Raw genomic sequence first — 24704 nt, 5'->3', positions numbered from 1 at the left:
TAGGTATTACTTACCTTCGACGACCTTAGCGTATTCTTGTTGGTACCAGCCTTCCCAAGTGGTGTCCTTGAGAGAACCGTTTTCGTTGAATGCGATAGCCATCGTGGATAGAATGGACATGAACAACTCACGCTTCAGAGATAAGACGCCAGCAACTAGTTCATCGGGGTGGAAATTCTTGTTCGCGTACAGGTACATGTTGATATCGTTCATGGCATAATCAACCTTGTATTGGGATAAAATTTCCAAATCGTTGGTCTTGTAGTGCCGTAAGTAAAACTTGGCAAAGTCGGTCAAAGCCGTTTGTTGTGCGTGTTCGTCTAAGTCGTTAATGGTTAAATCTTGATTCTGCAAAGTGCAGACCTCCTCAAAAGTCGTAAGCAACAATCTAGCGGTTAAGTGATTCCCGTGCAATATATTTTTCGCTTCAATTTCATTATGGCACAAAATGACGTAGGGTAAAGCAGACAGCGTCAATTTTTTTTACAGTTAACGAATTAAAACGCTCTCATGGCGTTGTATAATGAAACAATGAGAGTGTTGAAGGGAGTTTGTTAGGTTATGCGAGTTTTAGTCGTAGGCGCCAACGGCCAAGTCGGGCGCCTGTTGATTGCGGATTTATTAGCTAGCGGGGATGATCCAATTGCCGGGTTACGCTTTAGCGAAGATGGCGAGGACTGGGAGGATCAGGGCGTCACGGTCCGTCAGATGGACCTGCTCAGTAAGCCGGAACAACTGGCGAACGTCATGCTGGACGTGGAGGCCGTCATCTTTGCAGCCGGGTCCGGCAGTCGGACCAAGGACGATATGACGTTATTGGTCGACCTCGATGGTGCCGTGAAGACCATGCAGGCTGCTGAAATTGCGGGTGTTGACCGCTTCTTGATGATCAGCATGTTGTTTGCTGAAGACCGCAATCGGTGGGCGGATCCATTGAAATCACTGTACGTGGCGAAATTTTATGCCGACAATTGGTTGGTCAATCAAACCAATCTAAACTATACGATTGTGCAACCGGGGGCATTGTCCTTTCACGCGGGAACGGGCAAGGTGAAGAGCGAGCCACTGGCGGTTGGCAGCATTCCGCGCGCGGACCTCGCTGCGTTTCTAGTGGCTGCCTTGCATGCCCCACAGGCCAGTCGCAAAACGATTCCATTGCTGAGTGGTGATACGCCGATTGGACAGGTGCTTGAACAATTGTGAGCACATTAGTCGCGTTGGTTGATGTTTCTTGGTAAACTTAATTTAAGTAAATGGACTGTTCGTCAGATTTTTGCTAAGGAGGCCATGATGATGACTGAGAACTTAGTATTAACGCGACCGGAAGCCCTAGAGTTAGCGAAACACCTCGATGAGTGGGCGAAATGGCGGCAAACGAACGATCGAACCACCGCTGATTTAGACTGGGAGCGGTTCATTGCCAAGAGCCGTGAAAAAGCAGAGTGGCAAGCGGGCTTAGCGACCGAAATTGACCACTGGGAGAACCTCCACGCGATTCAAATGGTGTTGCAGGATAACTTAGTGGGGATGACGGCTGGCGGCCATACGCGGCAGTAGAGTGGCTTGTAAAATATGTTTTAAAAGAACTAAAAAACACCACGAGAAGTCAGCAATGATTTCTCGTGGTGTTTTTGCGGTTTAGAAGATTAAGTTTAACCGATTTGACAGGCGAGCTTAGTGTTAAGGCAATTGCCCCAACCGCTTAGCATGGTAGCGCTGAAAGAGAAAGTAAAACTCGGCGAGAATAAAGGCGCTACCGGCACCGGCTGCCAAGAACGCAAAGTCGCCAGCCAACGGGAGCAGGTGGGCAGTTCTGAGACCGATGGCGGCGATGGCGCTACTGATCGCAATCAAGAGGACCCACGACCGCCGCTTGGACCACCGCGCATAGATGTCGCTATCGTTCAGTATTTCGGCGAATCTATTTAATTTCTGCAGTGTCAAGATGTTGATTAGACCCATTAAATAGAGCAGACCTTTAACCATGAAGAACTGGTGCGCAAAGACTAGCGCGATTAAGAAAATAACATCCACAATCGTTAAATTTTTTATGATTGGTTGAATCGATTTGAGTACGACTGGTTTACGCAGGGTTTCTGTTAACCCAGAATCTTTCTTGAGCAAGGTGTCTAACGAAAGTTGATAGTAATCACTCAACTGAATCAGTGTATCAATATCGGGATAACTCTTGCCCCGTTCCCAACTCGAAATTGTCTGCCGCGTGACGTGTAAATGGTGGGCAACGGCTTCCTGAGTGAGGTTGCGATGTTGCCGTGTTCGTTTAATACTTTCCCCGAATTCCATGATAGATTCCCCCTCTAGTTGATGAGTCTAGTATAGGTTCGTTCGGTTAAAAGTGTCTAGCAAAGATTCTCTGCAACGCTGCTGTGGCGGGGATTAGCCAGCTGTCAGTTTAGAAATGTTTTTGCTTAACAATCGCATTTTCTTGGGCTTTGAGTCGGTGAATGACGCGATCAACCCAGAGACCGAACAGTGTCAACCAGGAGATCATGACCAAGCTGACAAGGTTATCTGCGATGGGGCTGGCGATAGGCCACCAGTGGGTAATGAGCAACGCGCCAGTCGAAATGCCGATGTTGATGACACCTGGCAACCACCCGTTACGCCATCGTTGTTCTGAAAGGGGCAAGGGACTGAGCTGTTCCTCAAACTTCTGTAAGTAGAGGAATCCCACAATGCTGGCTAAGAAGGCCGCGATGAGAACCCAAGCGCCGTTGCGACTAGGAATAAAGAACAAAAGCGTGACGATAAACAGTTCATTTAGAATCAGCATCGCCTGGTGAACTGGCCGTAATTTTTTTAGAATCTCTGGTTTCTGTAAGTAATGCTGCATGCCAGCATCTTCTTTAATCAGAACGTCCAGTGAGATACCGTACAGGTCACTCAAAATGACGAGACTGTCGATGTCCGGATAGCTTTTCCCTGTTTCCCAGCTTGAAATAGTCTGGCGCGAGACGGTTACGTGTTGAGCAACATCACTTTGGGTGAGATGATGGTCGGTCCGTGCTTGTTTTAATTTTTCGCCGAGTGTCATAAAATTCCTCCCCGAATCTTTTGTTAAGCATAGCAAACTTAGCTGATCCTGCCTAGCTAAGTTTGCTTGCAACGTTGATTCGGCGGTGTTTTAAAGCTGCAGATGAGTTGAATCGTGAGGCCGACCAATTACTTTTTTTGAAAGTTCCAGAGTAGTGGCTATGCCTGTTCTAGTCACAACGATGGGCCTAGAACTAGGAACGTAGTGGTTAAGTCCGATAGCTATGGGTTGGATCCATGCGAATACTTACCAATGCTGGGTTGAAGCCTGAATTTCATCGTTCAATCTTTAGTTTTTAAGATTGACCGCCCCCAAAACCGGCATGGCTCCCGTTCAAGCCACTTCCTTTCCGTGAGAGATAAGCGCCATCGGTTGAGACGTCTATGGCGTGGGTGAGGGCTTGTTGGATGACGGTGGCGAGCGGCTGTTGGTCGTGACTTTCAAAGTAGAGCGGGTAACGGTCGGCCAACTCGATTGACAGCCGGCCCGGTCCGAAGTTGGTCGTTAACTGATCAGTAACCGAGAGCGTCAGGCCAAACGCAACGGCGTAGGGCAAGAGTTGGGTCCAGCGGGTGAGGTCGTCCGGGTCAGTCGCTGGCTGATCAGTAGGTTGCGCCAGGGTTGCCGTCAGGGCTTGCAGATTGGCGACCAACTGACGGCCCGATGCATTGTAAGGCGTTACCGTTGCGTGGCGCACCAGGTAGCCCCAGAGGAATACCAAGAGTAGGCCACTTGCTAGAGTGGTTGCCAGGGCCCAAGGTGGACCGATGATCCAAGCCACGAGCAACCACCCCCCAATGAGGCCAGTTAATCCAAGCGTAAATGTCCACAGTCGTTGACGGTACAAGTTGTTGGCGGGATCCTGATAGGCATTAGCAGCCGCATCCAACTGACTTTGCCAGTCCCGAAACCACTGACCGATCAGCCCCCGTTTGTCCGTTTTAGAAAAATCCGCTAGCGCTGTCAGTGTAAAACTGTCGGCATCGCCAAGTTGGTCGAAGCAGTGTTGAAGGAAGGTATTGCTCACGTCTCCCGTCCGGGTCAGGCGCACCGTTGACTGGGTCGCCGCAATCTCGATTTCGCCACGGTCGACAGCGGCCATCACGTCCCCGGTCAGGGCCGCCGGGTTCGGCCAATGGCGATCGACCAGGACTTCCGCGAGACCGGGGGATACTGGTGGCTGACTCGTAATGTGGGTGGGGCGAATCGCCAGGGGATAACGATTTGCCGGATGCTGGTGCAGCCACCCCCAAGTGCCAATAACGCCAGCGAGCACTAGCCCAGCCATTCCCCAGTAACCCACTAGCTGATGCTGCTGTTGCCCGTTGGTCGCTAGTGTGGCGGCGTAAGCTAACGAGCTGTTGCTCAGGGTCCAACCCAGGACGATGCCACCGAGCAGCCAACTGATCCATTTGTTCATGGTACCGCTCCCTTTCTTAGTCGCTAGCATCATACCGCTTTGCGCGCAGATGTGGGTGCTGATGCTGCTGGTTACGGCGAGTTGGTTAGGTGGCTTGTTGGTTGTGGGCCGCAAAAAGACTGGTTTTTCGATCATTATTAAAAAATCAGCGCATAAGTATTAGCGCTGAACTAAAATTTTCAGATGACAAAAAAACTCACGGCCCAAACGACCGTGAGTTTTCAAAATCAATTTAAAGTTAACTTTATTGTTCTTCGTACCAAGTGTAGTGGAAGTTCCCATCGCGGTCGTTCCGTTCGTACGTGTGGGCACCGAAGTAGTCCCGTTGTGCTTGTAACAAGTTAGCAGGCAGAACTTCTGCACGGAAGCTATCGTAGTAAGTGATAGCAGCGGACAAACTAGGAACGGGGATGCCGGCTTGAACGGCCATAGCAACCACGTCACGGATGGATTGTTGATACTTGCCAGCGATATCCTTGAAGTAGCTATCGAACAGCAAGTTGGTCAACTTAGGATCCTTGTCGAAGGCGTCGGTGATGTTTTGCAGGAATTGGGCACGGATAATGCAACCGCCACGCCAGATTTGTGCTAATTCACCAAACTTCAGGTTCCAATCGTTAGCTTCGGAAGCGAACCGTAATTGTTCGAATCCTTGGGCGTAACTCATCAGCTTACCAAAGAAGAGCGCTTGACGGACTTCTTCAACAAACTTGTCTCTGTCAGCAATTTCAGCCTTGCCTTGCTTTTCAGCAGCTGGCAATACCTTAGAAGCCTTGACCCGTTCGTCCTTCAACATGGAAATGTAACGGGCATAAACGGCTTCCGTAATGACAGATTGTGGCACTTGAACGTCGAGAGCATCTTCGGAACTCCACTTACCAGTCCCTTTGTTGTTCCCACGGTCCTTGATGGCATCAACGATTGGCAAGTTCTTGTCGTCGCCTAAGTCATCTTTCCGTGTCAAAATGTCAGCGGTGATTTCGACTAAGTAGCTGTCCAGTTCACCCTTGTTCCATTCTTTAAAGATGTCAGCCATATCGTCAACTGAGATCCCGGCAACGTTACGCATGATGTTGTAGCTTTCATCGATCAGCTCTTCATCACCGTATTCGATACCGTTGTGGACCATCTTAACGTAGTGACCAGCACCGTTAGGCCCAATGTAAGTCACACATGGCTTGCCATCTTGTGGTGCCTTAGCAGCAATCTTGGTCAAGATAGGTTCAACGAGATCGTAGGCTTCTTTTTGGCCACCTGGCATCAAAGAAGGACCTTGTAAGGCACCCAGTTCACCACCGGAAACCCCCATACCGATAAAGTTGATCCCGGACTTGTCGAGTTCAGCGTTACGTGCCATCGTGTCGTGGAAGTTTGTGTTCCCACCATCGATCAGCACGTCACCCTTGTCGAGCAATGGGAGCAATTCATGAATAACGGCATCGGTTGGCTTACCAGCCTTAACCATCAAAAGAATCCGCCGTGGCGTTTCCAATGACTTTACGAAGTCTTCAATCTTGTAGCTAGGAATCAGTTTCTTTTCGCTGTGGTCTTTCATGACTTGTTCAGTCTTGCTTGCGGACCGGTTAAAGATACCTACCGTGTAACCGCGACTTTCAATGTTTAGGGCTAAGTTCTTGCCCATAACAGCCATACCAACAACACCAATATTTGCTTTTTGATCTGCCATTAGTAACCTTCCTTTACGTTCAAAATTAGTAACGACGTTCCACTCATTAGTGTAGCATTGAACAATGTGAAAGAACAATCATTTGTCTTATTTTTTTGAAAATCGTTAAAATTTTTCACGGTCAAGTGGTCAAAACGCTTAATTAATGGTCCTGTTGGTAGGATTTCATATTCCGGGCGACTTTGGTCAGCAATTCTTCCAGGAGCGCCTGTTCACCAGTCGAAAGATGTTGCGTCCCCACGGCTAAAACGTGCTGTTCGTAGTCCCGCAGGGCAGGGTACATGGCTTGCCCCTTGGCGGTGGCTTGCAGCGGGCGTCGTTTCTTGTTTGTGGCATCGGTCAGTCGCGTGACGTACTGGTTGGCGATCAACTTCCGCACCGTGCGCAGGCAAGTCGATGGGTCGACGTGAAGTTGGTCAGCCAATTCAGTCTGGGTGATGCCGGGAGTCTCGTTGATCCGCATTAAATAGATAAATTGATTGTTCTGGAGGTCATCGGCCTGAAAAAGTTGATTTCCCATGGTGGCCGTGACCCGGGCGATAAGCCCGATACTACGAAAAGAATTTGGCATGATTTCTCCTTTTATAGTTGCATTTGCAATTAAAATGAATGATACTAGATACCATATTATAACATGGGAAGAAGATATTATGATGGTTGAATGGCGAATTAAGTCTTTTGAAGCGCTAACGACGCAAGAATTCTATGATGTTGCATTTGAACGTATTCGGACGTTTGTCGTCGCTCAGCAGCGAGTCTACCAAGAAATCGACGAGACGGATCGGGTCGCTCGGCACATCCTCGGTTATCAGGACGGTCGGTTGGTGGCCTATGCGCGAATTTTCACGGAGCGGGAACACGTGACGTTTGGTCGGGTCCTAACGATTCCCGAACGCCGCGGTCAGGGGTTGGGGCGGCAATTGGTTGCTCAGATTGAAGCGGAGTTGCACGCGAACTTTGCTGGCTTGCCCGTCAGTATTGAGGCCCAGGTCGACAAGCAGCAGTTTTACGAAAAATTTGGTTACGAGGCCGTGGGGGATGTTTTTCTTTTCAATAGTACGCCGCACATTCGGATGGATAAGGCGGCACTGTAAACATAGATAATAAGGACGCTAAAATTAGCAGTCAAGGTGGATGAATGTTCGCCTGGCTGCTGATTTTTTTGTTTGAAAATGGTGGTGTTTCGGTCGCTTCAGACTGATATTGCCACCTTATTTATACAAGTCATTAGCATATTAGAAAGAGAATTTCAATTAAGATAGAAATTTGGTTTTTTTTTTGAGCGTATCGCCACCCGTATAATCCAGTTGACTATAATCAACGATGCAATTAATGTATATAGACAACATTTTATTGCGACTTTTATAGTAGGGGAGAGAATTACGTGACTAAGACACATTATAGAATGTATAAAAGCGGTAAGCGTTGGGCTATTGCAGGAGCTGTGACTGGTGCTATGGTTTTAGGTGCTGGTAACGCAACGGCGCATGCGGATGAACGGTCAACTACTGACCCAGCGACCTCGCAGGTAACGACTGCAACGGCTACACAACGGTTAGCTGATCCAACCGTGACGTTGACACCAACGGCCAATAGCCCTGTAGCAACGACGCCAGCAGTCGAAACGAGTAATATGATGGCTGCAGCTGAGTTACCGACCACGGCGAAATCACATGAGATGGCAGCGGAAATTACCGATCAATCGCCAGTTACTGAAACACCCGCCACCGATACAGATTTGGCAACGCAACCTAACAATGTGTCAAATGTCACAATTCCAGCTGTTCCTACGACACCGCCGTCAGTTGTGCCGGAGACCCCTTCAGCGCCAGTTGTCGTGTCGCCGGAGTCAAGTGCACAGACCAGTGCCACACCAAGACTAGCGGCAACTTCTTTGGTTCAAAGTCAGCTTGTGCAGGCACCAATCACCGCTGTGAGACCTAAAGCGACAAACGAGATCGATAAATGGATGCCCAATAAGGCCCTCCAACAAGCAATTTTACTGGCGTTACAAAAGCTGGATGAGACTGATAAGAATTGGGAAAGCGTCGCCGATATTACACAAGAGGATCTTTTACGCCTAAGTGCTTTTGATGTGAGCATAGACGATCAGTACGATACCTATATTGATGGTAAAACGCCATTCTCATTGGAAGGCCTGCAATACGCGAAAAATTTAACGTGGTTAAGTGCAGCCGCCAGTCTTAATCTGCAATCGAAGAATGTAGGGGCTATCTACGGAGACGTTGTTGATGTGTCGCCCTTGGCTGATTTGCAAAAATTGACGTATCTGGATCTTCAAGGTAATCGAATTACCGATATCTCGCCCTTGTCTAATCTGAAGAATTTAAAAACGCTGGCATTGTTAAATAATCATATTCGTGATTTCTCACCCTTAAAGGGATTTAAAGGAAGTTATTTCAATAAGACCGGTCAGGTTATTGTGCTTGACCCCCTGTTGGTCAGCAAAAAGGACCGCACGGGACATTTGCAGGTCCAATGTAAAACGATTACGGGCGAGGTCGTTCAACTGATGCCGACGGACTACCTTGAGGAGCAACTCCTTGTGGACTTCGAGCCGTATATGGCATACAGTCATTTCTACTTTACGGGAGGAAATTCCGAATCAGATGGTAAGGGGGGACTTTATTTCAAAGATATTCCAGATCAAAAGCCAGGGACTGCGGAATTACCATATGAAGATGATAAAACTAAGGCAATTGTCATGGCTGATCATTACTTTTTAACAGGACAATATGAGGAGGATTTTTACGTCATTCAACCGTATGTGCTTGCCCCCACTGCGGCTACGGTTACCGTGCAGTATCACGATGAAAAGGGCAATGCCATTGCGAAGGATCAGGTGTTGCCCACTGAAGTAGTAGGGACAGCGTACACCACGAAGCCGCTTGAGATTACGGGTTATACGTTAACAGGACGGCCAGAGAATGCGGCTGGTAAATACAGCGCAACCCCCATTACAGTGACATATGTCTATACTAAAAATGAGGTCAAACCACCCGTGACGCCACCTGCTAAACAAACGACAGTGACGGTGCACCACCAAACGGCCAAGGGCCAGACGGTTGCCCCCGATGAAACCTACTCAGGAATGGTGGGCACGGCGTATACAACTCATCCGGCCAATCCTAAGGGATATAAGTTAGTGACGACACCGACAAATGCGACGGGAACGTACGGTGAGAATGATAGTGACGTCACTTATATCTATGCGCCAGTGGAAACGGGCGGTGGCGAAACGCCAAATCCCGGTAACCCAGGGGATGGGAATCACGGCGGTGGCGAAACGCCAAATCCCGGTAACCCAGGAGATGGAAATCACGGCGGTGGCGAAACGCCAAATCCCGGTAACCCAGGAGATGGAAATCATGGCGGTGGCGAAACGCCAAATCCCGGTAATCCAGGAGACGGGAATCATGGTGGTGGCGAAACGCCAAAGCCTGGTAACCCAGGAGATGGGAATCACAGCGGTGGCGAAACGCCAAATCCCGGTAACCCAGGGGACGGGAATCACGGTAGCGGTCAAACACCAGCGCCTAGCACCCCGGTGGTCATGAAACATTAGCACCCGATACGAGCCTTGAAGAGGGCGGTAGTGGCGCTGAGGTGAACCCAGTGCCTAACACCCCGAATAAGCCAATCGCTAAACCCAAGCCAGCAACGGCTAAACCGTTACCAAACAAGGTTAATTTGGCCGTAACGCATGCACAACCAGGCAAACGCGCACAAGCTGCTACCATTCTACCGCAAACGGGTGAACGAGCAGTTAATTCGGCAACCTGGGGAGTCATCGGCTTAACGGTTGTGTGGGGTATTTTGGGACTAATAGGTATTAAGCGAAAATCGCATTAAGCAGTTAGTCAGTTTGTGGACTGATCTGAAAATAAATAGTTAAATTCAGCAGTAAGACGGATGTGTGTATCCGCCTTACTGTTTTTTTCGGGATACTTAATCCGCTCGTTAATCGCTTCAAACTGGCGTTTTTGGACTTTGTTTATACAATTCATTAGCTGATAGGAAAGACAAACTCAAATATGGCATAAATTTAGTTAGTTTTTGAATGAATTGTCATATGGATACATCAATTAACTATAATAAACAATGTAACTGGTGCATATAGAGAATGGTTTTATAACGATTTTTATATTAGGGAGAGGATTACGTGACTATGACACATTATAAGATGTACAAAAGTGGAAAACACTGGATTGTCGCAGGAATTGTGAGCGGCGCCGTGGTTCTGGGGGCTGGTAATGCGACAGCTCATGCGGACGAGCAGCCATCTGCTGATGTGGAATCAGTGCGGGTGACCGCCGAATCAGAGACGGGGAATACCGTAACACTGAAGACAACGCCTGGTATTGCGACGACAATAACGGGCGAACAATCAGGTGAGGTGCCTCCTACTGGTGAGAATCCTGAGACAAGGGGAGTAACTGAAAGTCGCGAGCCAACACCGACACCTGCTGATCAACCAGTGGCGCCAGAAGCACCAGTGACTGATACGGGGTCCACGGGGCCCACAGTGCAAACTAGCAATGTAGAAAATAGTACTAACAAGTCGGCGTCAACCACACCGGAGCCAAATGTACCGCAGGCAGTCGCAACCAGTACATCACTGGATTCGGCTACTAAGACCAGTGTGACGCCAACATTGGCTGCAGCACCCCTAGTCCAAAAGCAACTTGCACAGACCCCGGTAGTTACTGCGGCCCCTAAACAGGCGACAGACAGTATTGATCAGTGGATGCCCAATAAGACGCTTCAGAAAGTAGTTTTATTGACGTTGCAGGATTTACATGCGACCGATAAGACCTGGAATAGCGTGGCCGACATTACGCAAGAGGATCTATTACGATTAGATAGCCTTAATGTGGCAGATGGGAAAGGTTACGATACCTACATCGACGGTAAGACGCCATTTTCATTGGAAGGGCTGCAGTATGCCAAAAATCTAACTTCATTCACTGCGGGTGGGAGTCTCAATATAGAACCAGGAGCCTATCACGGAGACATTGTAGATGTGTCGCCACTGGCCAATCTGCAGAAGTTAACGACTCTGGAGCTTCGTCAGAATCGAATTACTGATGTTTCACCGTTGGCAAATTTGAAAAATTTAAAGGTACTTTCCTTGCAATACAACCACATTCGAGATTTTTCACCACTTAAGGAATATAAGGGAGAAATCCGTACGTCTGCTCAATTTATTATGCTTGATCCCCTTTTAGTCAGTGAAAAGGACCGTACCGGACATATGCAGATTCAGTGTAAAACGATTACTGGAGAAGTTGTTCAATTACTGGGTCCAGGGGCGATTCTTGAACCAGTTTTTATACATCCCGGTCAGTTCAAACAAGATCATCGTATTTACCACATTGGGGGTAATGCACGGCCAGATGGAAATGGTGGACTTGTTTTCAGCTTTATTCAAGACCAAAAGCCAGGAACTGCAACCCCACCAGCTCAGTTCGCTGATTTCGTAAATATAATTGTTCAACCGGATTACTATTACTTACTTGGACAGTACGGTGAGCCGATGAAAGAAAAGGACTTTTACGTCGTCCAACCCTACCGTATTTCCACCGATGCAGCATCTGTTACCGTGAAATATCAGGATAAAGATGGTAAAAAGCTTGCGGATGATCAGGTGCTTCCAGCAGGTTTAATAGGCGAGGACTACAGTACCAAACCACGTGATATTTCAGGTTACCAATTGGTGAAAACGCCAGAGAATGCGACTGGGAAATATGGTAAAGAAAGTATCGTTGTCACCTACATCTACGCACAAACTGCGGCGCCCGTAACGGTTCATTATCAGGATAGAGACGGAAATAAAGTCGCGGCTGATGAGGTGTTACCAGCAGGCCTAGTGGGTGATGACTACACGACCAAACCGGCTGACGTCAAAGGCTACAAGCTGGTGACGACGCCAGAAAATGCGACTGGAACGTATGGTAAAGAAAGTATCGAGGTTACCTACATCTACGCGCAAACTGCGGCGTCCGTAACGGTTCATTATCAGGACAGAGACGGAAATAAAGTCGCGGCTGATGAGGTGTTATCAGAAGGATTAGTGGGTGATAAATACACGTCCAAACCGGCAACTGTCCAGGGCTACAAGCTGGTGACGACGCCAGAAAATGCGACTGGAACGTATGGTAAGGAATATATCGAGGTTACCTACATCTACGCGCAAACTGCGGCGTCCGTAACGGTTCATTATCAGGACAGAGACGGTAAAAAAGTCGCGGCTGATGAGGTGTTGTCTGAAGGTTTAGTGGGTGATGACTACACGACCAAGCCGGCAACTGTCCAGGGTTACAAGCTGGTGACGACGCCAGAAAATGCAACTGGAAAATACAGTAAGGAAAATATCGTGGTCATCTACGTCTACGCGCAAACTGCGGCGCCCGTGACGGTTCATTATCAGGACAAAGACGGTAAAAAAGTTGCGGCTGATGAGGTGTTATCGGCAGGTTTAGTAGGTGATGACTACACGACCACACCACGTGATGTTTCGGGGTATAAGCTAGTGGCGACGCCAGAGAATGCCACTGGAAAATATAGTGCCACGCCAATCACGGTGCTCTACGTTTACGCGAAGGATGAGATCCAACCGCCAGTGACCCCGCCTGCCGAAGAAGCAACGGTGACGGTTCACCATCAGACCGCAGATGGGAAGACGGTTGCCCCCGATGTTGTGCAATCGGGGAAGGTGGGAACGGACTATGTTACCCATCCAGCTACGCCAAAGGGTTACAAGTTAGTGAAGACCCCGGCGAATGCGACAGGTAAATATAGTGCCACGCCAATCACGGTGCTCTACGTTTATGCGAAGGATGAGATCCAACCGCCAGTGACCCCGCCAGCTGAACAGACAACAGTGACGGTTCATCATCAGACCGCGGATGGAAAGACAGTTGCCCCGGATGTTGTGCAATCGGGCAAGGTGGGAACAGAGTACGTCACCCAACCCGCCACGCCAAAAGGCTACAAACTGGTGACGACCCCGGCGAATGCCACTGGGAAATTTGGTAAGGAAAATATCGTGGTCACCTACATCTACGCGCCAGTGGAAACGGGTGGTGGCGAAACACCAGGCCCAAGTAACCCAGGCGACGGCGGTAATGGTGGCAGCGAAACGCCAGGTCCTAGCAATCCGGATACTGACACGACTATCACGGAATCCGGGGATGGTGATACCGTGGACACAGAGACGCCTGCTAAGCCAATCGTAACGCCCACCGCAACAGGTTCGGCAGCGGTAACCGGTGTGCCAATTAACCGAAAGCCGCAGACCGCTACAATACTGCCACAAACGGGTGAGCAGTCAACTAAATCATCGGTTTGGGGCATCATCGGTCTTTCTGTAGCTTGGGGAGTTCTCGGCCTATTAGGGGTCAAACGAAAGATGCGGTAAAGAGAGCACATCGTTGATCGCCCAAATCGTCAACCAACGCCAAGTTGCCAGCAATTGAGCTGCCAACTTGGCGTTTTGTTTGCGAGTAACGCTTAGCAAAAGGTGAATCTATCAAAGCAGATGGTAGTCCGCAACAGGCAGTGCCGCCAATCACTTTTCAGTGACTAGCCACAATCCAAAGTTGGGCGAACGGTAAGGCAGAATTTTAGCCCCAATCCTAAGCACGATAGCGGCAACAACAAAAAAACCACCAACCCCAGCAAGGGCGGTGGTTTTTAGTTTAAATTACTTGTTTAAACGGTAGATCCATTCACGGTGGTCGCGTTGAATGAGTTCTTCAGCGGCGGCTGGTCCCATAGAATGTGGCGTGTAGTTAGGGAATTGTGGTTCTTGTAAGTCCCAAACACGACGGATTTGATCCACGAACTTCCAAGCGTAGGAAACTTCTGGCCAGCTAGAGAAGTTGGTCCCGTCACCCTTCAAGACGTCGTGTAACAGACGTTCGTAAGGTTCTGGCGTATCCTTAGACTTTTCAGCATCGACCAAGTAGTCCAACTTGATTGGTTCCGTTGAGAAGCCAGCGTCGTTGGTCTTGGCGTTCAATTGCAGAGAGAACCCGGCATGTGGTTCAACGAAGATCGTCAAAACGTTGGCAGCCAGTGGCGTGTTTTGAGATTGTGGGAAGGCAAAGATATCAACCAGCGGACGCTTGAAGACCACGTCAACGCGGGTGAACTTGTCAGCCAACATTTTCCCAGTCCGCACGTAGAATGGGGTGCCTGACCAGCGGTAGTTGTCAAATAACAACTTGCCGGCAACGAACGTTTCAGTCGTAGAGTCTTCTGGAACGTTGTCTTCATGACGGTAGTCGGGTTGATCGTTGATCGAGCCATATTGGCCACGAACAAAGTTGGTTGCGGCGTCGGCAACGTTGTAAACGCGCAGGCTCCGTAAAGCCTTCACCTTTTCAGCTCGGATGTCAGTATCCGTGAAGGCAACAGGTTGTTCCATAGCCAACAGGGAAACGATTTGCATGATGTGGTTTTGGACCATGTCACGTAAGGCACCACTGTTGTCATAGTAAGAAGCCCGTTCTTCGACCCCTAATTTTTCAGAAAGGGTCACTTGGATGTTGTCAATGTACCGGTTGTTCCAGAGGGATTCGACCAGCGTGTTGCCAAAACGTAGAGCTTCAATGTTTTGGATCATTTCCTTACCTAAGTAGTGGTCGATCCGGAAGATTTGTTCTTCTTCGAAGGACTTGCTTAGGGCATCGTTTAATTGTTTAGCGGAATCGTAGTCACGACCGAATGGCTTTTCAATGACTAAGCGGTTGAAGGCACCCTTGTTGGTGGACATCAAGCCTTGGCTCTTCAGGTCTTGGGCAATCGTGCCGAAGAATTGTGGGGCCATGGATAGGTAGAAGATCCGGTTACCTTCCAGCTTGTACTTCTTGTCCAACTTGTCAGCGGCTTCCTTCAAAACGGAGTAGTGCGCCGTGTTGGTTACGTCATGGGCTTGGTAGTAGAAATGAGATGAGAAGTCCGTTGCTTCCTTTGAGTCGGCGCGGTTACCGCTGTCGGCTAAAGACTTACGAACGGCTTCACGGAACTTGTCGTCGTCCATTGCTTGACGGGAAGTTCCGATAACTGCGAAATGGGACCGCAAGTTACCTTTCCGATAGAGGTTAAAGAGACTTGGGTAGAGTTTCCGGTAAGCCAAGTCACCAGTACCACCGAAGAACACGAATAAAGCTTTACGTTCAGTTGCCACGAGATCGTCACTCCTTAAAGTTTAAGTACCTTAGTTATATGCGTTGTGTCTACAAAAAATTGAGAATCCAACGATGCAATCCGGTTATCCAAAGATGGGGGCAACCATCCTGGGTCCGCGAGTGTCTAGCAAGTATGTCTAGACCACTTCGAAAGTTATTATACGCTACTTCTGCATGAAACGCGACCTTTTTAAAGCAAGAATTTAAATTTAGGACAACCGGTTGCAATACTATGAAACCAGCGTTTTCAGTCAAAAACAGTTTTCATGAAAGCATTTATATTTTTGGGTAAGCATCATGGAAGCGCCTTTCTTAGTGCCCACAAACTGAAATCGCTATCACGGACAGTCTACCAAATATTGATGGGAAAGTAACGTTAGAGGAACCGGTCTAGGCAAATTTATTTGGGATTCTGGCTAGTGAAAATTTGGCAGTGATTGCAATCAGGGATGATGAGCACACAAAAGAGTCTGCGACTGTCGCCTCAGACCCGTTACACGTGTTATCGAACACAAGTGGTCCACGCATTCTTTGTATTAAAGTCAATTACCTCCGAATAAATTCGGAGGCTTGTCGCTCACGTGTCTGGCGACACAGTAGTCTAACATCTCAATTGAGACTCCTACTCGTAGTGGCAACATCATCGGGTAATTGACAGGTACCCGTTTAACTACCAGGTTTACCCGGTAGCCGTTACTTTTTATACAGGGCATGATTAATTTTTAAATAGTTCATTGGGAAGCCGAGGTTAAAGACCCATTCACTAACAATGTTGGCTAATCGCTGATACTCTTGGTTTTCATCTGAGAGTTGGATCGCGTGAATTTCACTAGGGTAGAGTCTGACCTTTGCTATTCGGTCTAATGTCATCATGTACCTCCCCTGAAGATAGGATTCAGTATAGCATATTTTAATCATCAGTAGGGGAACGTATGTTTTAGAAATGATTAAGCTTTCGCATTCATCCTTTGATTGAAATCAAAGGATGAATGCTGAAGTTATATAAATTGGCACAATTAGTAGTAGGTGAAAAAGTAACGGCCAATCACTAACCAACAATAAGCGAGCGATTACCGCCGTTTAAACAGGGCCACACCCAAGCCACTCAATAGAGCGAGGCAAGCGGCACCTAATACGGCGAGGAAAGGTTGAGAGTCATCGTTGGTCTGCGGCAGGGCAGTTGCTTGTTGCTGAGTTGGGGCTTGGTCATGGTTCAGTGAACCAGTCGCTGTCGGTAATACGGTCGATGACCCCGCACCTGCGCCACCGGTTGTTTGCCCGTTGTTGCCGCTACCTGGTTTGTCAGGGTTGACCAAGTCGCCGTCACCGCCGGGAGTGACGACCTCACCCGGATTGCCTGGTTCTCCTGGTGTCCCAGGGTTGCCAGGATCTGGTGTGCCGGGAACTTCTGGTTCACCTGGATCTGGTGTTTCTGGCGTTTCGGGGTCCGGACCACCAGGGGTTACCGTCGGCGGTGTTTTCTTAAAGACTAACGTGAGTGTCTGGGGATCCTGTTGGTACGTCCCTGTCAGGTCATCACTCTTGTCGGCGACAAAGGTGTAACCGTCGCGCTTGGTCAGGTCGGTCACATCAAAGGCATCACCGATCAATTTACCATCCCGGTCTACGGTTGCCAGTTCTTGACCATCGACCGTCATGAGTTTCACGGTCAATTGGGGATGTTCCAGCCAGTTGACCTTTCGGTAGATGCGGACATCATATTGAAGTTCGATGTTATTCGGGTAGATGACGTTGACGTACTTTTCAGACGGACCATTGGCGTAAATAAAACCATAGGGTCCATAAGTGATCCAGTCGTTGGCAGGGTCATTGTCGTAGACAAACGGGGTATCGATCTGATACTGACTATTACCGAGATAAGTGAATGGCGCGTATTTCCCCTCGGCATTGGCGTTATAGGAATAGGGCATCTTAAAGTCGAGTGGCTCACCCAGAAAGCCCAGGGACTCAGTGGCGGTGAAGGTTGCGGGTTGGCCAATGACGATATTGATTGGATCGGGGTTGTCATAGTACTGACCCAGGGCCGTAATCCAAGCGTCTTTAGTCGTGATGCCACCGAGCGGTCGGAAATCCGTTAAACGATTATTCGACAGCGTCAGATGGTTAAATCCATAGGCACCCTGACCATTGTTGGCAACGGTGGTCAGCCAAGGACCGAGTAAAGCCAGCTGGCGGTTAGTCATTCCGTCCTTATTCTTCATATAGAGACTACCAGTCAGGCTGACCGATTCGATCACGTTCGGGTCGATCTGCATGAGTGTTTTCAGCGCATCGTCAGACATCAAACCGAAATAGTTCGATGAAATTTCAAATTTTTGGAAGCGTAAATCCACTAATGGCGAAAAGTCGAGGTTAGAGGCCACCTGCTTGTCGTCAGCGATAGTCACCGCAAAGGAAATCAACTTGTTTTGCGGCATGTATTTTAACGCTTCTAGACCAGCCAAACTCTTAATCGTCTTGCCATTGACCACCTTGATGGTCAGCGGAACCTGGCTATCGAAGCCATTGCTACCATAACGGCGAATGACGCCATAGGTTAGCGGGGCGTCACCCTTTAAAGAGAAGCCGTCGCGAACGGCTTGTTCCAGGGTAGGGTCGGCGATGATGACCAGTTCGTCATCGGCGGGATCACTCTGCGGCGTAACCTGGGCGGCGGTCTTCGCTAAGCCCGTGGGTGCGGCGTTAGTGGAATGCACAGCGGTGGTCGTGCCATCCTTGGGTGTATCGGGTTTGCCGATGTTTGGGTCGGTCGTGACTTGATCATCCGTTGACTTAGCAGGTGTTGTCTCAGGTTTTGCTGCCGCGTCCGCTTTGTCGTCGGTTGGTGTTTCGCCAGTATCAGTTACCGGTTCGGCCGGGGGTTCTGGAGTTGCAGGGCCTGCTGCTGGCGGCTCGGATTCTTCGGTCGTTGTTGTCGGTGGGATCGTCGTTTCATCATTTGTTGGGGCAGCCGTCTCGTCAGGGGTCACTTCGTCGGTCTGAGCGGTCGGCGTGAGCGTTACACTGGATTGATCGGCGAGTGCCACACTTTCTTGCTTCTGGGTGGTCGTTGCGGACACTGGTGCATCATCGGCGTGAGCAGTGACTTCGCCACTAGCAATCAGACCACCCGCGATAAGTGCTAGGACTAGGGGTGCCCGGGTCAGGGTGTTGGACATCATGAACGCCTCCTTTGATTGGCAGGTCAGATTTCTCTCTCTATAGACATTATATCCTCTGAACTAGATTAAAGCTGTGTTTATGTCCCGCAAAAAATGGGGTCCATGATGATTTACGGCAGGGGTTCACTGATGGCGGTTGGAAAACGAGCTGGGGCAACGGTTACGATAGTTCTCGCAAAATGAGAAAATAATGATAAAATGAGAGGAACGACGAAAAGAGGAAATGACATGACGACAGATTGGAAAGCAAAGACCATTACCACCGTGACAACCGGTGCTGAACTAGCAGCTGATTTACGCCAGCTCGGGTTGACCGCCACGGATTCGTGCTTGGTTCATACAAAGTTAAGCGCATTTGGTTTTATTCCGGGTGGCGAACAGACGGTGGTCAGCACACTACAGGCCGTTTTGAGCCAGGGTAACATTGCGATGCCGGCCCAGACGGCGGATTATTCGGACCCTAAGGAATGGCTCTACCCGCCAGTAGAAACCTCGCAGCAGTCAAAGGTGATTGCGGGCTTGCCGGGGTACGATCCGCAGACGACGCCGGTGCACTACATCGGCTTGACCCCGGAGTATTTCCGTAACCAACCGGGCGTTCACCGCAGTGGGCACCCGACCTGTTCGTTAACGGCGTGGGGCAAGGACGCTGAGAAAATTTGCGAAACGACGACCTACGACCTACCGTTTGGCGTGAATAGTCCGCTGCAGAAGCTTTACGACCTGGACGCTAAAGTGGTGTGCTTGGGCACGGACTTTGAAAGTTGCACGGCAATTCACTTGGCGGAGTCGCAGCTGGACCGCCCCCGTTTCCAAGAATCAGCGCCGGTGCTGGTCAACGGCCAAACGACCTGGGTCGACTATGCCTCAGTCGAGCTGGAACCCTATGACGACTTTAATGAAATGGGGGCCAAGTTCATAGCGGCTAATCGGACGGCCGTTCATGAGCTGAAATTGGCCAACGGCACTATGTTGCGGACCTTTTCTTTACGGGCCATCGTGGACTTTGCGCTGGCTTACTACCGGGAAAAGGATGCCCGATTAGGGACGTTTAAGGCGTAAAGAATTTGAAAATAGCTATAGCACTTGAGATTACCGGCGAGGCTTTGAGACGCCATATTGGCTAAGCTACCGCCTTACCGTTCGCCAGATTTGGCTTGGAACGCTGTGGGCAGGATGGTCCAAGCCTGAGAAACGGTCTTGGACCTCGCTTTGAGCTGACAGCCGCAGGTGATCGGTTTAGCTAGGCTCTGGTAAGAATTTTCGAACTTTCAACCTTTAGCTGAAAATTAAAAAGCGCTCAGGGCGGCAGAAACTGCTACTTTGAGCGCTTTTGGAATGGTGACGTTAAACCAACTGTTCCTTCACGTATGCTCGGTACAGCGGGTGCGTGGCAATCAGACTCTGATGTGTACCAGAACCAGTGACGGCACCCTTTTCGATGAAGAAGATGGTGTCGGCGTTTTTAACGGTGGCTAGTCGGTGAGCGACGATGATGATGGTTTTCGTCTGGCGTAGCCGTTCAATGGCCGTCTCAATGGACTGTTCTGAGGCGCTATCTAGGCTGGCCGTGGCTTCATCGAGGATAATGATGGGTGCGGGGCGTAAGAAGGCGCGGGCAATCATCAATCGTTGAATCTGCCCACCGGAGAGGTTTTGTGCCTGCTCGGCGAGTTCCGTATCGAGTCCAGCTGGTAAATCATTGACGAAGTCTAGTGCCGCCGCGGCCGATAGTGCCTGGTTGATCGTCTCATCATCCGGTGTAGCCGTTAACCCGAAGACCAGGTTGTCGCGAATCGTGCCGAACAGCATCGACGCTTGTTGCGAGACGTAGGAGATGGATGCGCGCCACTGCGGCAAGGGGATGTCCTGGACGTTGCGGCCGGCGTAGGTGATGGTCCCGCTGTCCAAATGGTAAAAGCGTTCAATCAAGCTAAGAATCGTGGACTTCCCACCACCACTGGGACCGACGAAGGCCGTTGTTTTCTGCGGCGCAATCGTCAGGGACAGGTCGTTGATGGTCGGGCCGTCGTTCGTCTGGTAGCTAAAGTTGACGTGATCAAAAGTGATGGCCGATGAGGTGGTGGGAACGTCGTCACTGAGCGTAGTGGTCGCCTCGCCGGGTTCGTTGAGCAGCTCGGTCAGTGTTTGGGCGGCGCCATTAGCAGCTCTGAATTTGGTTAAATTATTGCCGACATTGGCGACTGGTGTGAGAATCTGAAACACATAAATCAGAAATGACGTTAACGTACCAATAGTGATGGATCCACGGGAAACCATCGAACCACCCGCAATAAAAACGAAGAAAATCGTACCCATAAGAATGGTGAGTTCGATTGGGTCGATTAATGCATTGAGAAATGTGATACGGAGGTTGGTTCGATAAAGTCTGTTAATTCGTTCCGTTAGAATTTTGATCATGGCTGGTTCAGCGTCGGAAGTCTTGATTAGTCGAATCTCAGCAATACTCTGTTGTAAATCAGCGTTGTACTTGCCGAGTTGATTTTGCGTTTTGTGATAGAGGCCAACCTGTTTCTTGGAAATCAGAGCAACGACCACTGCCATCACTGTCAGGGCGACAATAATGATAGTGGTTAAGACGGGGCTAATGGTGAATAGAATAATAAGTGATCCAATCGTTAGCAGTAGACCAGAAACCAGGGTATTTACGTTGCCACTGATTAGCTCGTTGATTTTTTCAGTATCACTGCTCACGTGGCTAGCGACTTCAGCCGACCGATGGGTGTCAAAGAAGGGGACTGGGAGGGTAACGATGTGAGCTGAAATATTACGTCGCAGTTGACTGACGATGCGTTCACCAGCCACACCGAGAGTGTAGTCACCGACCATGCCAAGGATAGTCGATCCAATTAACATGATAACAATTAAAATGATACTTCGTGCGGAAAAGTGCGTCTTAAAGCTGTCGACAAACGTGCGCACCTCTAATGGTAGAATCAATGAGAAAGCAACGCCGCCAAGTGAAAGTAAAATACCACCGAAAAATAAGAATTTTGGGAAATCAATTTGATCAAATAGGGTCATGACGTTACTGCGTCGTTTTGCCTGTGTCATCAGCATCGCGCTCCTTGTCTGTTGCAGTAATTGTAGCACCTTATAAAAAAACTGCCATCTAATTTTAATGCTTAGACGTTGAATGTTAGAACGATCACATTAACTTATCTCCGGAACCAGTTAACCCAATCACTAATTGAAGATTAAGACTAGTTTAAGGGTAGTTAAAAAACCCTAAACTCTGGTTAGATTGTGTAACGATTTTGTAAAAAATCTGTTATACTACAAGACGGTTTAAAAAATATGCCGGTGGGTAACTGCCGGTAGACTAAGGGGTCAGAATATAATGAAGAAATTTATGGTTGCTTTGACTGGGTTAGTCACGTTGGCCACTGTCGGCGCAACGGTCCCAGCTACTGCAGTTACGCCCACAACGGCACACGCGGCAACGAAGTCCACTTACGTTAGCCCAAGTTTGAACGTTAACGCCATTTACACGACGTCAACGACGATTTCAGGGACTGCGACGAAGGGGTCTAAGATCACGGTCAAGGCCACGAAGAATGCTAAGAAGAACTTGGCAAGTGGTACGGCTTCTAAGACGACTGGGAAATACACCATCAAGTTGTCCAACAAGCTAAAGAAGGATGCTAACGTCTACGTTTACGCAACGAACGCGAAGACCAAGGCTTACTTCTACCGGATCATCCGTGTCCAAGCTGCTGCAACGAAGGCGGCAACGACCACGAAGAAGACCGCAACTAAGACGACGGCCAAGAAGACCACCACGAAGAAGACAACTGCAACCAAGACGGCAACGAAGAAGACCACGGCTGCTAGTTTCTCCGTTAAGACGCCAACTGGGACTTGGGCTTCTAACACGGCCAACAAGTACTCCCAAAAGCTGGTTTTCAGCCAAAAGACTGGTTTTAACCAAACCCTTTACAAGAACGGCAAGAAGGTCAAGACTCTGGTTTCTTACGCGAAGTACAGCGTAGATGCAAAGACCCCTACGTTCTGGAAGATTACTTACACGCCTAAGGGCTCTAAGACGGCTGAAACCTTCTACATGCGCTTTACTTCCGCAAAGAAGTTCAAGATCGTTAACAGCAAGAACCAAGTGATCTCAACTAAGGCCGGCGTTGCGCCAGCTGCTAAGTGGACGTTCACGAAGGCTTAAGCAAAAAAATTTAAATAAATGGTTCCAGCGACTGTTGGTCGTTGAAACAGAGAATGGCTCGTGAAATCTGAATGGATTTCGCGGGCCATTTTTGTTCCACCATAATATTGTCGGATTGGTTAAACAGGTCTTGATTGAATCGGTGTGTAATAAGCACAAAACCAGTGTATAGGTGAAGAATCTTGTCTTCTAGTTCTTCAGTGGTTATGTTGGTCAGCTATAGTTACACGCAGTATTTGCGGCGATTAAGTTGCACCTGAAAGGGACGGGGGATATTCTGCTAGTGGAACAGTCATTAGATGACAGCTCCACACTAAATTTAAAAATGAAAGTAGGAAATGCGATATGCGTGACGTTAGTTTTAACAGCCATGTGACGATGGTTGCGACCTCAAAAATGAAGGAAAGAGTTAGATACAGGCGAAAAATGAACCGGGGCTTATTTAATTATGGAAAATATTCTAGAGGTCCAGCATCTTAGCAAGACCTTTGTGACACATAAGGACAGCTTTCACGCGGTTACTGATGTCTCCTTTGGTATTCAGCCGGGGGAAATTGTTTCTTTATTAGGACCCAATGGTGCTGGCAAAACGACCATTGTTTCCATGGTGGGTGGCTACCTGTTGCCAACTAGTGGACGGGTTTTGATTAATGGTCGTGATCGTTACAAGAAGGATGAGAAACCTAAGGTCGGCGTGGTGTTGGGTGGTGATCTGGGATTTTACGGCCGCGCAAGTGCCCAAGCAAATCTACTATTTTTTGCAGACCTGGCGCGAATTCCTTGGCGCAAACAGCGTCAGGAAGTTCAGCGTGTTTTACAGGTCGTGGACTTGGCAAACGTGGCGCAGAAAAAGGTCCAATTCTTCTCTAAGGGGATGCGGCAACGCCTACACATTGCCCGAGCACTCCTGGGCAACCCACCGTTACTATTATTAGATGAACCAACGAGTGGGTTAGATGTTGAAATTGCCAATGACATTCACCAGACAATTCGGCAACTAGCAGATGCTGGTGTGGCAGTATTGCTGACCAGTCATACGATGAGCGAGATTGAAATGTTAGCCGACCGCGTACTTCTATTTGGGGCTGGGAAAATCTTTATGACAGGAACGGTTGCCGAAATTGTTTCCCAATCAGATGTCCATCATATTGACCGGGTGGCAACCTTAGAAGAATCCTACCTGGCATTGGCGCCAATGCTAAGGAGGCCCTAACTATGCGCTTTCTTAGATTGTTTTGGTTTCACTTGAAACTCTATGCGTCCAACCAGTACTTCTTCTGGCTAACGGTTTCGAGTACGGTGTCGATTTTTCTGCTCCAGTATGTCATGGCCTATGCGACGCACAATTTGAGTGATCCTAATCTGTGGGTCCGCAGTGGTGTTTTTGGACTATGGTCCTCGGCAACCACGGCGGCAGGTGCTATCGGCTTTCAACGCTATCAGGGGACGCTACGTTACATTACGAATACCCGGATTGATAATCGCTGTTCACTAGCAGCACTCCTGTTGCCGGCGGCCAGCTTTGGCTTGCTGGCTTTTCCAGTAGCTTACGGGTTAGCGGTGCTCTTGAAAACGGGACACGCTAATGTGTCGTGGCAACTGATCATGGTCATGGGACTATTGTGGTTGGGAGCTGCGTTGATGGATCAGCTGATTGCAGCATTTTTCGTGCTGACGGTTAACGCAATTGTCTACGAGGAACTCATGACGATTCCGTTACTCCTCTTATCGGGGCTATTTGGGTCATCGCCACTAGTCCGACCGCTATTAAATGTGGGCGAGTGGGTCATTCCCATTGCGGCACCGGTGAACTGGTTGTTAAACGAACAGGTCACCATGAACTGGCTGAGTTTCTTGTGTAGTCTGGTGTTATGGACGGCATTGACGTTAATTTTATCTGGCCGAATCATGTATATTGCCAAGCAAACTGGCAGCACGGGGGTGATGTAA

Annotated in this window: 20 protein-coding genes; 10 read left to right on the top strand and 10 right to left on the bottom strand. The window is 49.0% G+C overall.

Features of this window, described 5'->3' with window-relative positions:
* Window positions 1–6: 6 nt before the first annotated feature.
* Window positions 7–354, bottom strand: coding sequence for a hypothetical protein (locus FAY32_RS07160; RefSeq protein WP_143462765.1), 348 nt, complete (start codon window positions 352–354; stop codon window positions 7–9).
* A 207-nt stretch (window positions 355–561) separates the two neighbouring features.
* On the opposite strand from FAY32_RS07160, the gene FAY32_RS07155 reads away from it, so the two are divergent.
* Window positions 562–1203, top strand: coding sequence for an SDR family oxidoreductase (locus FAY32_RS07155; RefSeq protein ID WP_143462764.1), 642 nt, complete (start codon window positions 562–564; stop codon window positions 1201–1203).
* A 90-nt stretch (window positions 1204–1293) separates the two neighbouring features.
* A complete protein-coding gene (locus FAY32_RS07150) occupies window positions 1294–1557 on the top strand; it encodes a hypothetical protein (RefSeq protein ID WP_143462763.1) in 264 nt (87 codons plus the stop codon).
* A gap of 123 nt (window positions 1558–1680) precedes the next feature.
* Here the strand turns inward: FAY32_RS07150 and FAY32_RS07145 are convergent, their stop codons facing one another.
* The 5 genes from FAY32_RS07145 to FAY32_RS07125 form a co-directional block, all read right to left on the bottom strand.
* Window positions 1681–2304 carry a helix-turn-helix domain-containing protein gene (locus FAY32_RS07145; RefSeq protein WP_143462762.1) on the bottom strand — a complete coding sequence of 208 codons (624 nt, stop codon included), beginning with the start codon at window positions 2302–2304 and terminating at the stop codon, window positions 1681–1683.
* A 109-nt stretch (window positions 2305–2413) separates the two neighbouring features.
* Entirely contained in the window at window positions 2414–3055 is a 642-nt protein-coding gene (locus tag FAY32_RS07140; RefSeq protein ID WP_143462761.1) for a helix-turn-helix transcriptional regulator, read from the bottom strand.
* A 295-nt stretch (window positions 3056–3350) separates the two neighbouring features.
* Window positions 3351–4610 carry a DUF2207 family protein gene (locus tag FAY32_RS07135; RefSeq protein ID WP_143462760.1) on the bottom strand — a complete coding sequence of 420 codons (1260 nt, stop codon included), beginning with the start codon at window positions 4608–4610 and terminating at the stop codon, window positions 3351–3353.
* A gap of 109 nt (window positions 4611–4719) precedes the next feature.
* The gene (gndA, locus tag FAY32_RS07130; RefSeq protein WP_143462759.1) at window positions 4720–6162 is read right to left on the bottom strand and encodes an NADP-dependent phosphogluconate dehydrogenase; all 1443 of its coding nucleotides are present in this window, start codon (window positions 6160–6162) and stop codon (window positions 4720–4722) included.
* A gap of 142 nt (window positions 6163–6304) precedes the next feature.
* Window positions 6305–6733, bottom strand: a complete 429-nt coding sequence (locus tag FAY32_RS07125; protein ID WP_143462758.1) for a MarR family winged helix-turn-helix transcriptional regulator — start codon at window positions 6731–6733, stop codon at window positions 6305–6307.
* Window positions 6734–6812: 79 nt separating this feature from the next.
* Between FAY32_RS07125 and FAY32_RS07120 the strand changes: the two genes are divergently transcribed.
* From FAY32_RS07120 to FAY32_RS07105, 4 genes are all read left to right on the top strand, one after another.
* Entirely contained in the window at window positions 6813–7256 is a 444-nt protein-coding gene (locus tag FAY32_RS07120) for a GNAT family N-acetyltransferase (RefSeq protein WP_225428306.1), read from the top strand.
* A gap of 290 nt (window positions 7257–7546) precedes the next feature.
* Window positions 7547–9748 (top strand): MucBP domain-containing protein, encoded by a 2202-nt coding sequence (locus tag FAY32_RS07115; protein WP_143462757.1) that lies wholly within the window; start codon window positions 7547–7549, stop codon window positions 9746–9748.
* A gap of 41 nt (window positions 9749–9789) precedes the next feature.
* Window positions 9790–10035 carry an LPXTG cell wall anchor domain-containing protein gene (locus tag FAY32_RS07110; RefSeq protein ID WP_143462756.1) on the top strand — a complete coding sequence of 82 codons (246 nt, stop codon included), beginning with the start codon at window positions 9790–9792 and terminating at the stop codon, window positions 10033–10035.
* A gap of 316 nt (window positions 10036–10351) precedes the next feature.
* Window positions 10352–13603: a MucBP domain-containing protein gene (locus FAY32_RS07105; RefSeq protein ID WP_225428307.1), complete on the top strand. Its 3252-nt coding sequence runs from the start codon at window positions 10352–10354 to the stop codon at window positions 13601–13603.
* A gap of 285 nt (window positions 13604–13888) precedes the next feature.
* Here the strand turns inward: FAY32_RS07105 and zwf are convergent, their stop codons facing one another.
* The 3 genes from zwf to FAY32_RS07095 all read right to left on the bottom strand — a co-directional run bounded on the left by zwf (window position 13889) and on the right by FAY32_RS07095 (window position 18559).
* Complete coding sequence (gene zwf / locus FAY32_RS07100) at window positions 13889–15376, bottom strand: glucose-6-phosphate dehydrogenase (RefSeq protein WP_143462754.1); 1488 nt, start codon at window positions 15374–15376, stop codon at window positions 13889–13891.
* A gap of 694 nt (window positions 15377–16070) precedes the next feature.
* Window positions 16071–16247 carry a hypothetical protein gene (locus FAY32_RS14605; protein ID WP_225428305.1) on the bottom strand — a complete coding sequence of 59 codons (177 nt, stop codon included), beginning with the start codon at window positions 16245–16247 and terminating at the stop codon, window positions 16071–16073.
* Window positions 16248–16447: 200 nt separating this feature from the next.
* Entirely contained in the window at window positions 16448–18559 is a 2112-nt protein-coding gene (locus FAY32_RS07095) for a MucBP domain-containing protein (RefSeq protein WP_158727558.1), read from the bottom strand.
* Window positions 18560–18787: 228 nt separating this feature from the next.
* Between FAY32_RS07095 and FAY32_RS07090 the strand changes: the two genes are divergently transcribed.
* The gene (locus FAY32_RS07090; protein WP_143462752.1) at window positions 18788–19621 is read left to right on the top strand and encodes an aminoglycoside N(3)-acetyltransferase; all 834 of its coding nucleotides are present in this window, start codon (window positions 18788–18790) and stop codon (window positions 19619–19621) included.
* Window positions 19622–19906: 285 nt separating this feature from the next.
* Here FAY32_RS07090 and FAY32_RS07085 read toward each other — a convergent pair whose 3' ends face one another.
* A complete protein-coding gene (locus FAY32_RS07085) occupies window positions 19907–21634 on the bottom strand; it encodes an ABC transporter ATP-binding protein (RefSeq protein WP_158727557.1) in 1728 nt (575 codons plus the stop codon).
* A gap of 286 nt (window positions 21635–21920) precedes the next feature.
* On the opposite strand from FAY32_RS07085, the gene FAY32_RS07080 reads away from it, so the two are divergent.
* The 3 genes from FAY32_RS07080 to FAY32_RS07070 all read left to right on the top strand — a co-directional run bounded on the left by FAY32_RS07080 (window position 21921) and on the right by FAY32_RS07070 (window position 24704).
* On the top strand, window positions 21921–22754 hold the full coding sequence (locus FAY32_RS07080; protein ID WP_143462750.1) for an Ig-like domain-containing protein: 834 nt from the start codon (window positions 21921–21923) through the stop codon (window positions 22752–22754).
* A 448-nt stretch (window positions 22755–23202) separates the two neighbouring features.
* Window positions 23203–23967, top strand: coding sequence for an ABC transporter ATP-binding protein (locus FAY32_RS07075; protein WP_143462749.1), 765 nt, complete (start codon window positions 23203–23205; stop codon window positions 23965–23967).
* Window positions 23968–23969: 2 nt separating this feature from the next.
* Window positions 23970–24704 carry a multidrug ABC transporter permease gene (locus tag FAY32_RS07070; RefSeq protein ID WP_143462748.1) on the top strand — a complete coding sequence of 245 codons (735 nt, stop codon included), beginning with the start codon at window positions 23970–23972 and terminating at the stop codon, window positions 24702–24704.

Source organism: Levilactobacillus enshiensis, from assembly GCF_007115095.1.
In the GTDB taxonomy this organism is placed as follows: Bacteria; Bacillota; Bacilli; order Lactobacillales; family Lactobacillaceae; genus Levilactobacillus; species Levilactobacillus enshiensis.
Note: the sequence above shows the minus strand (reverse complement) of the source record. Positions and strands in the feature narration are given on the sequence as shown.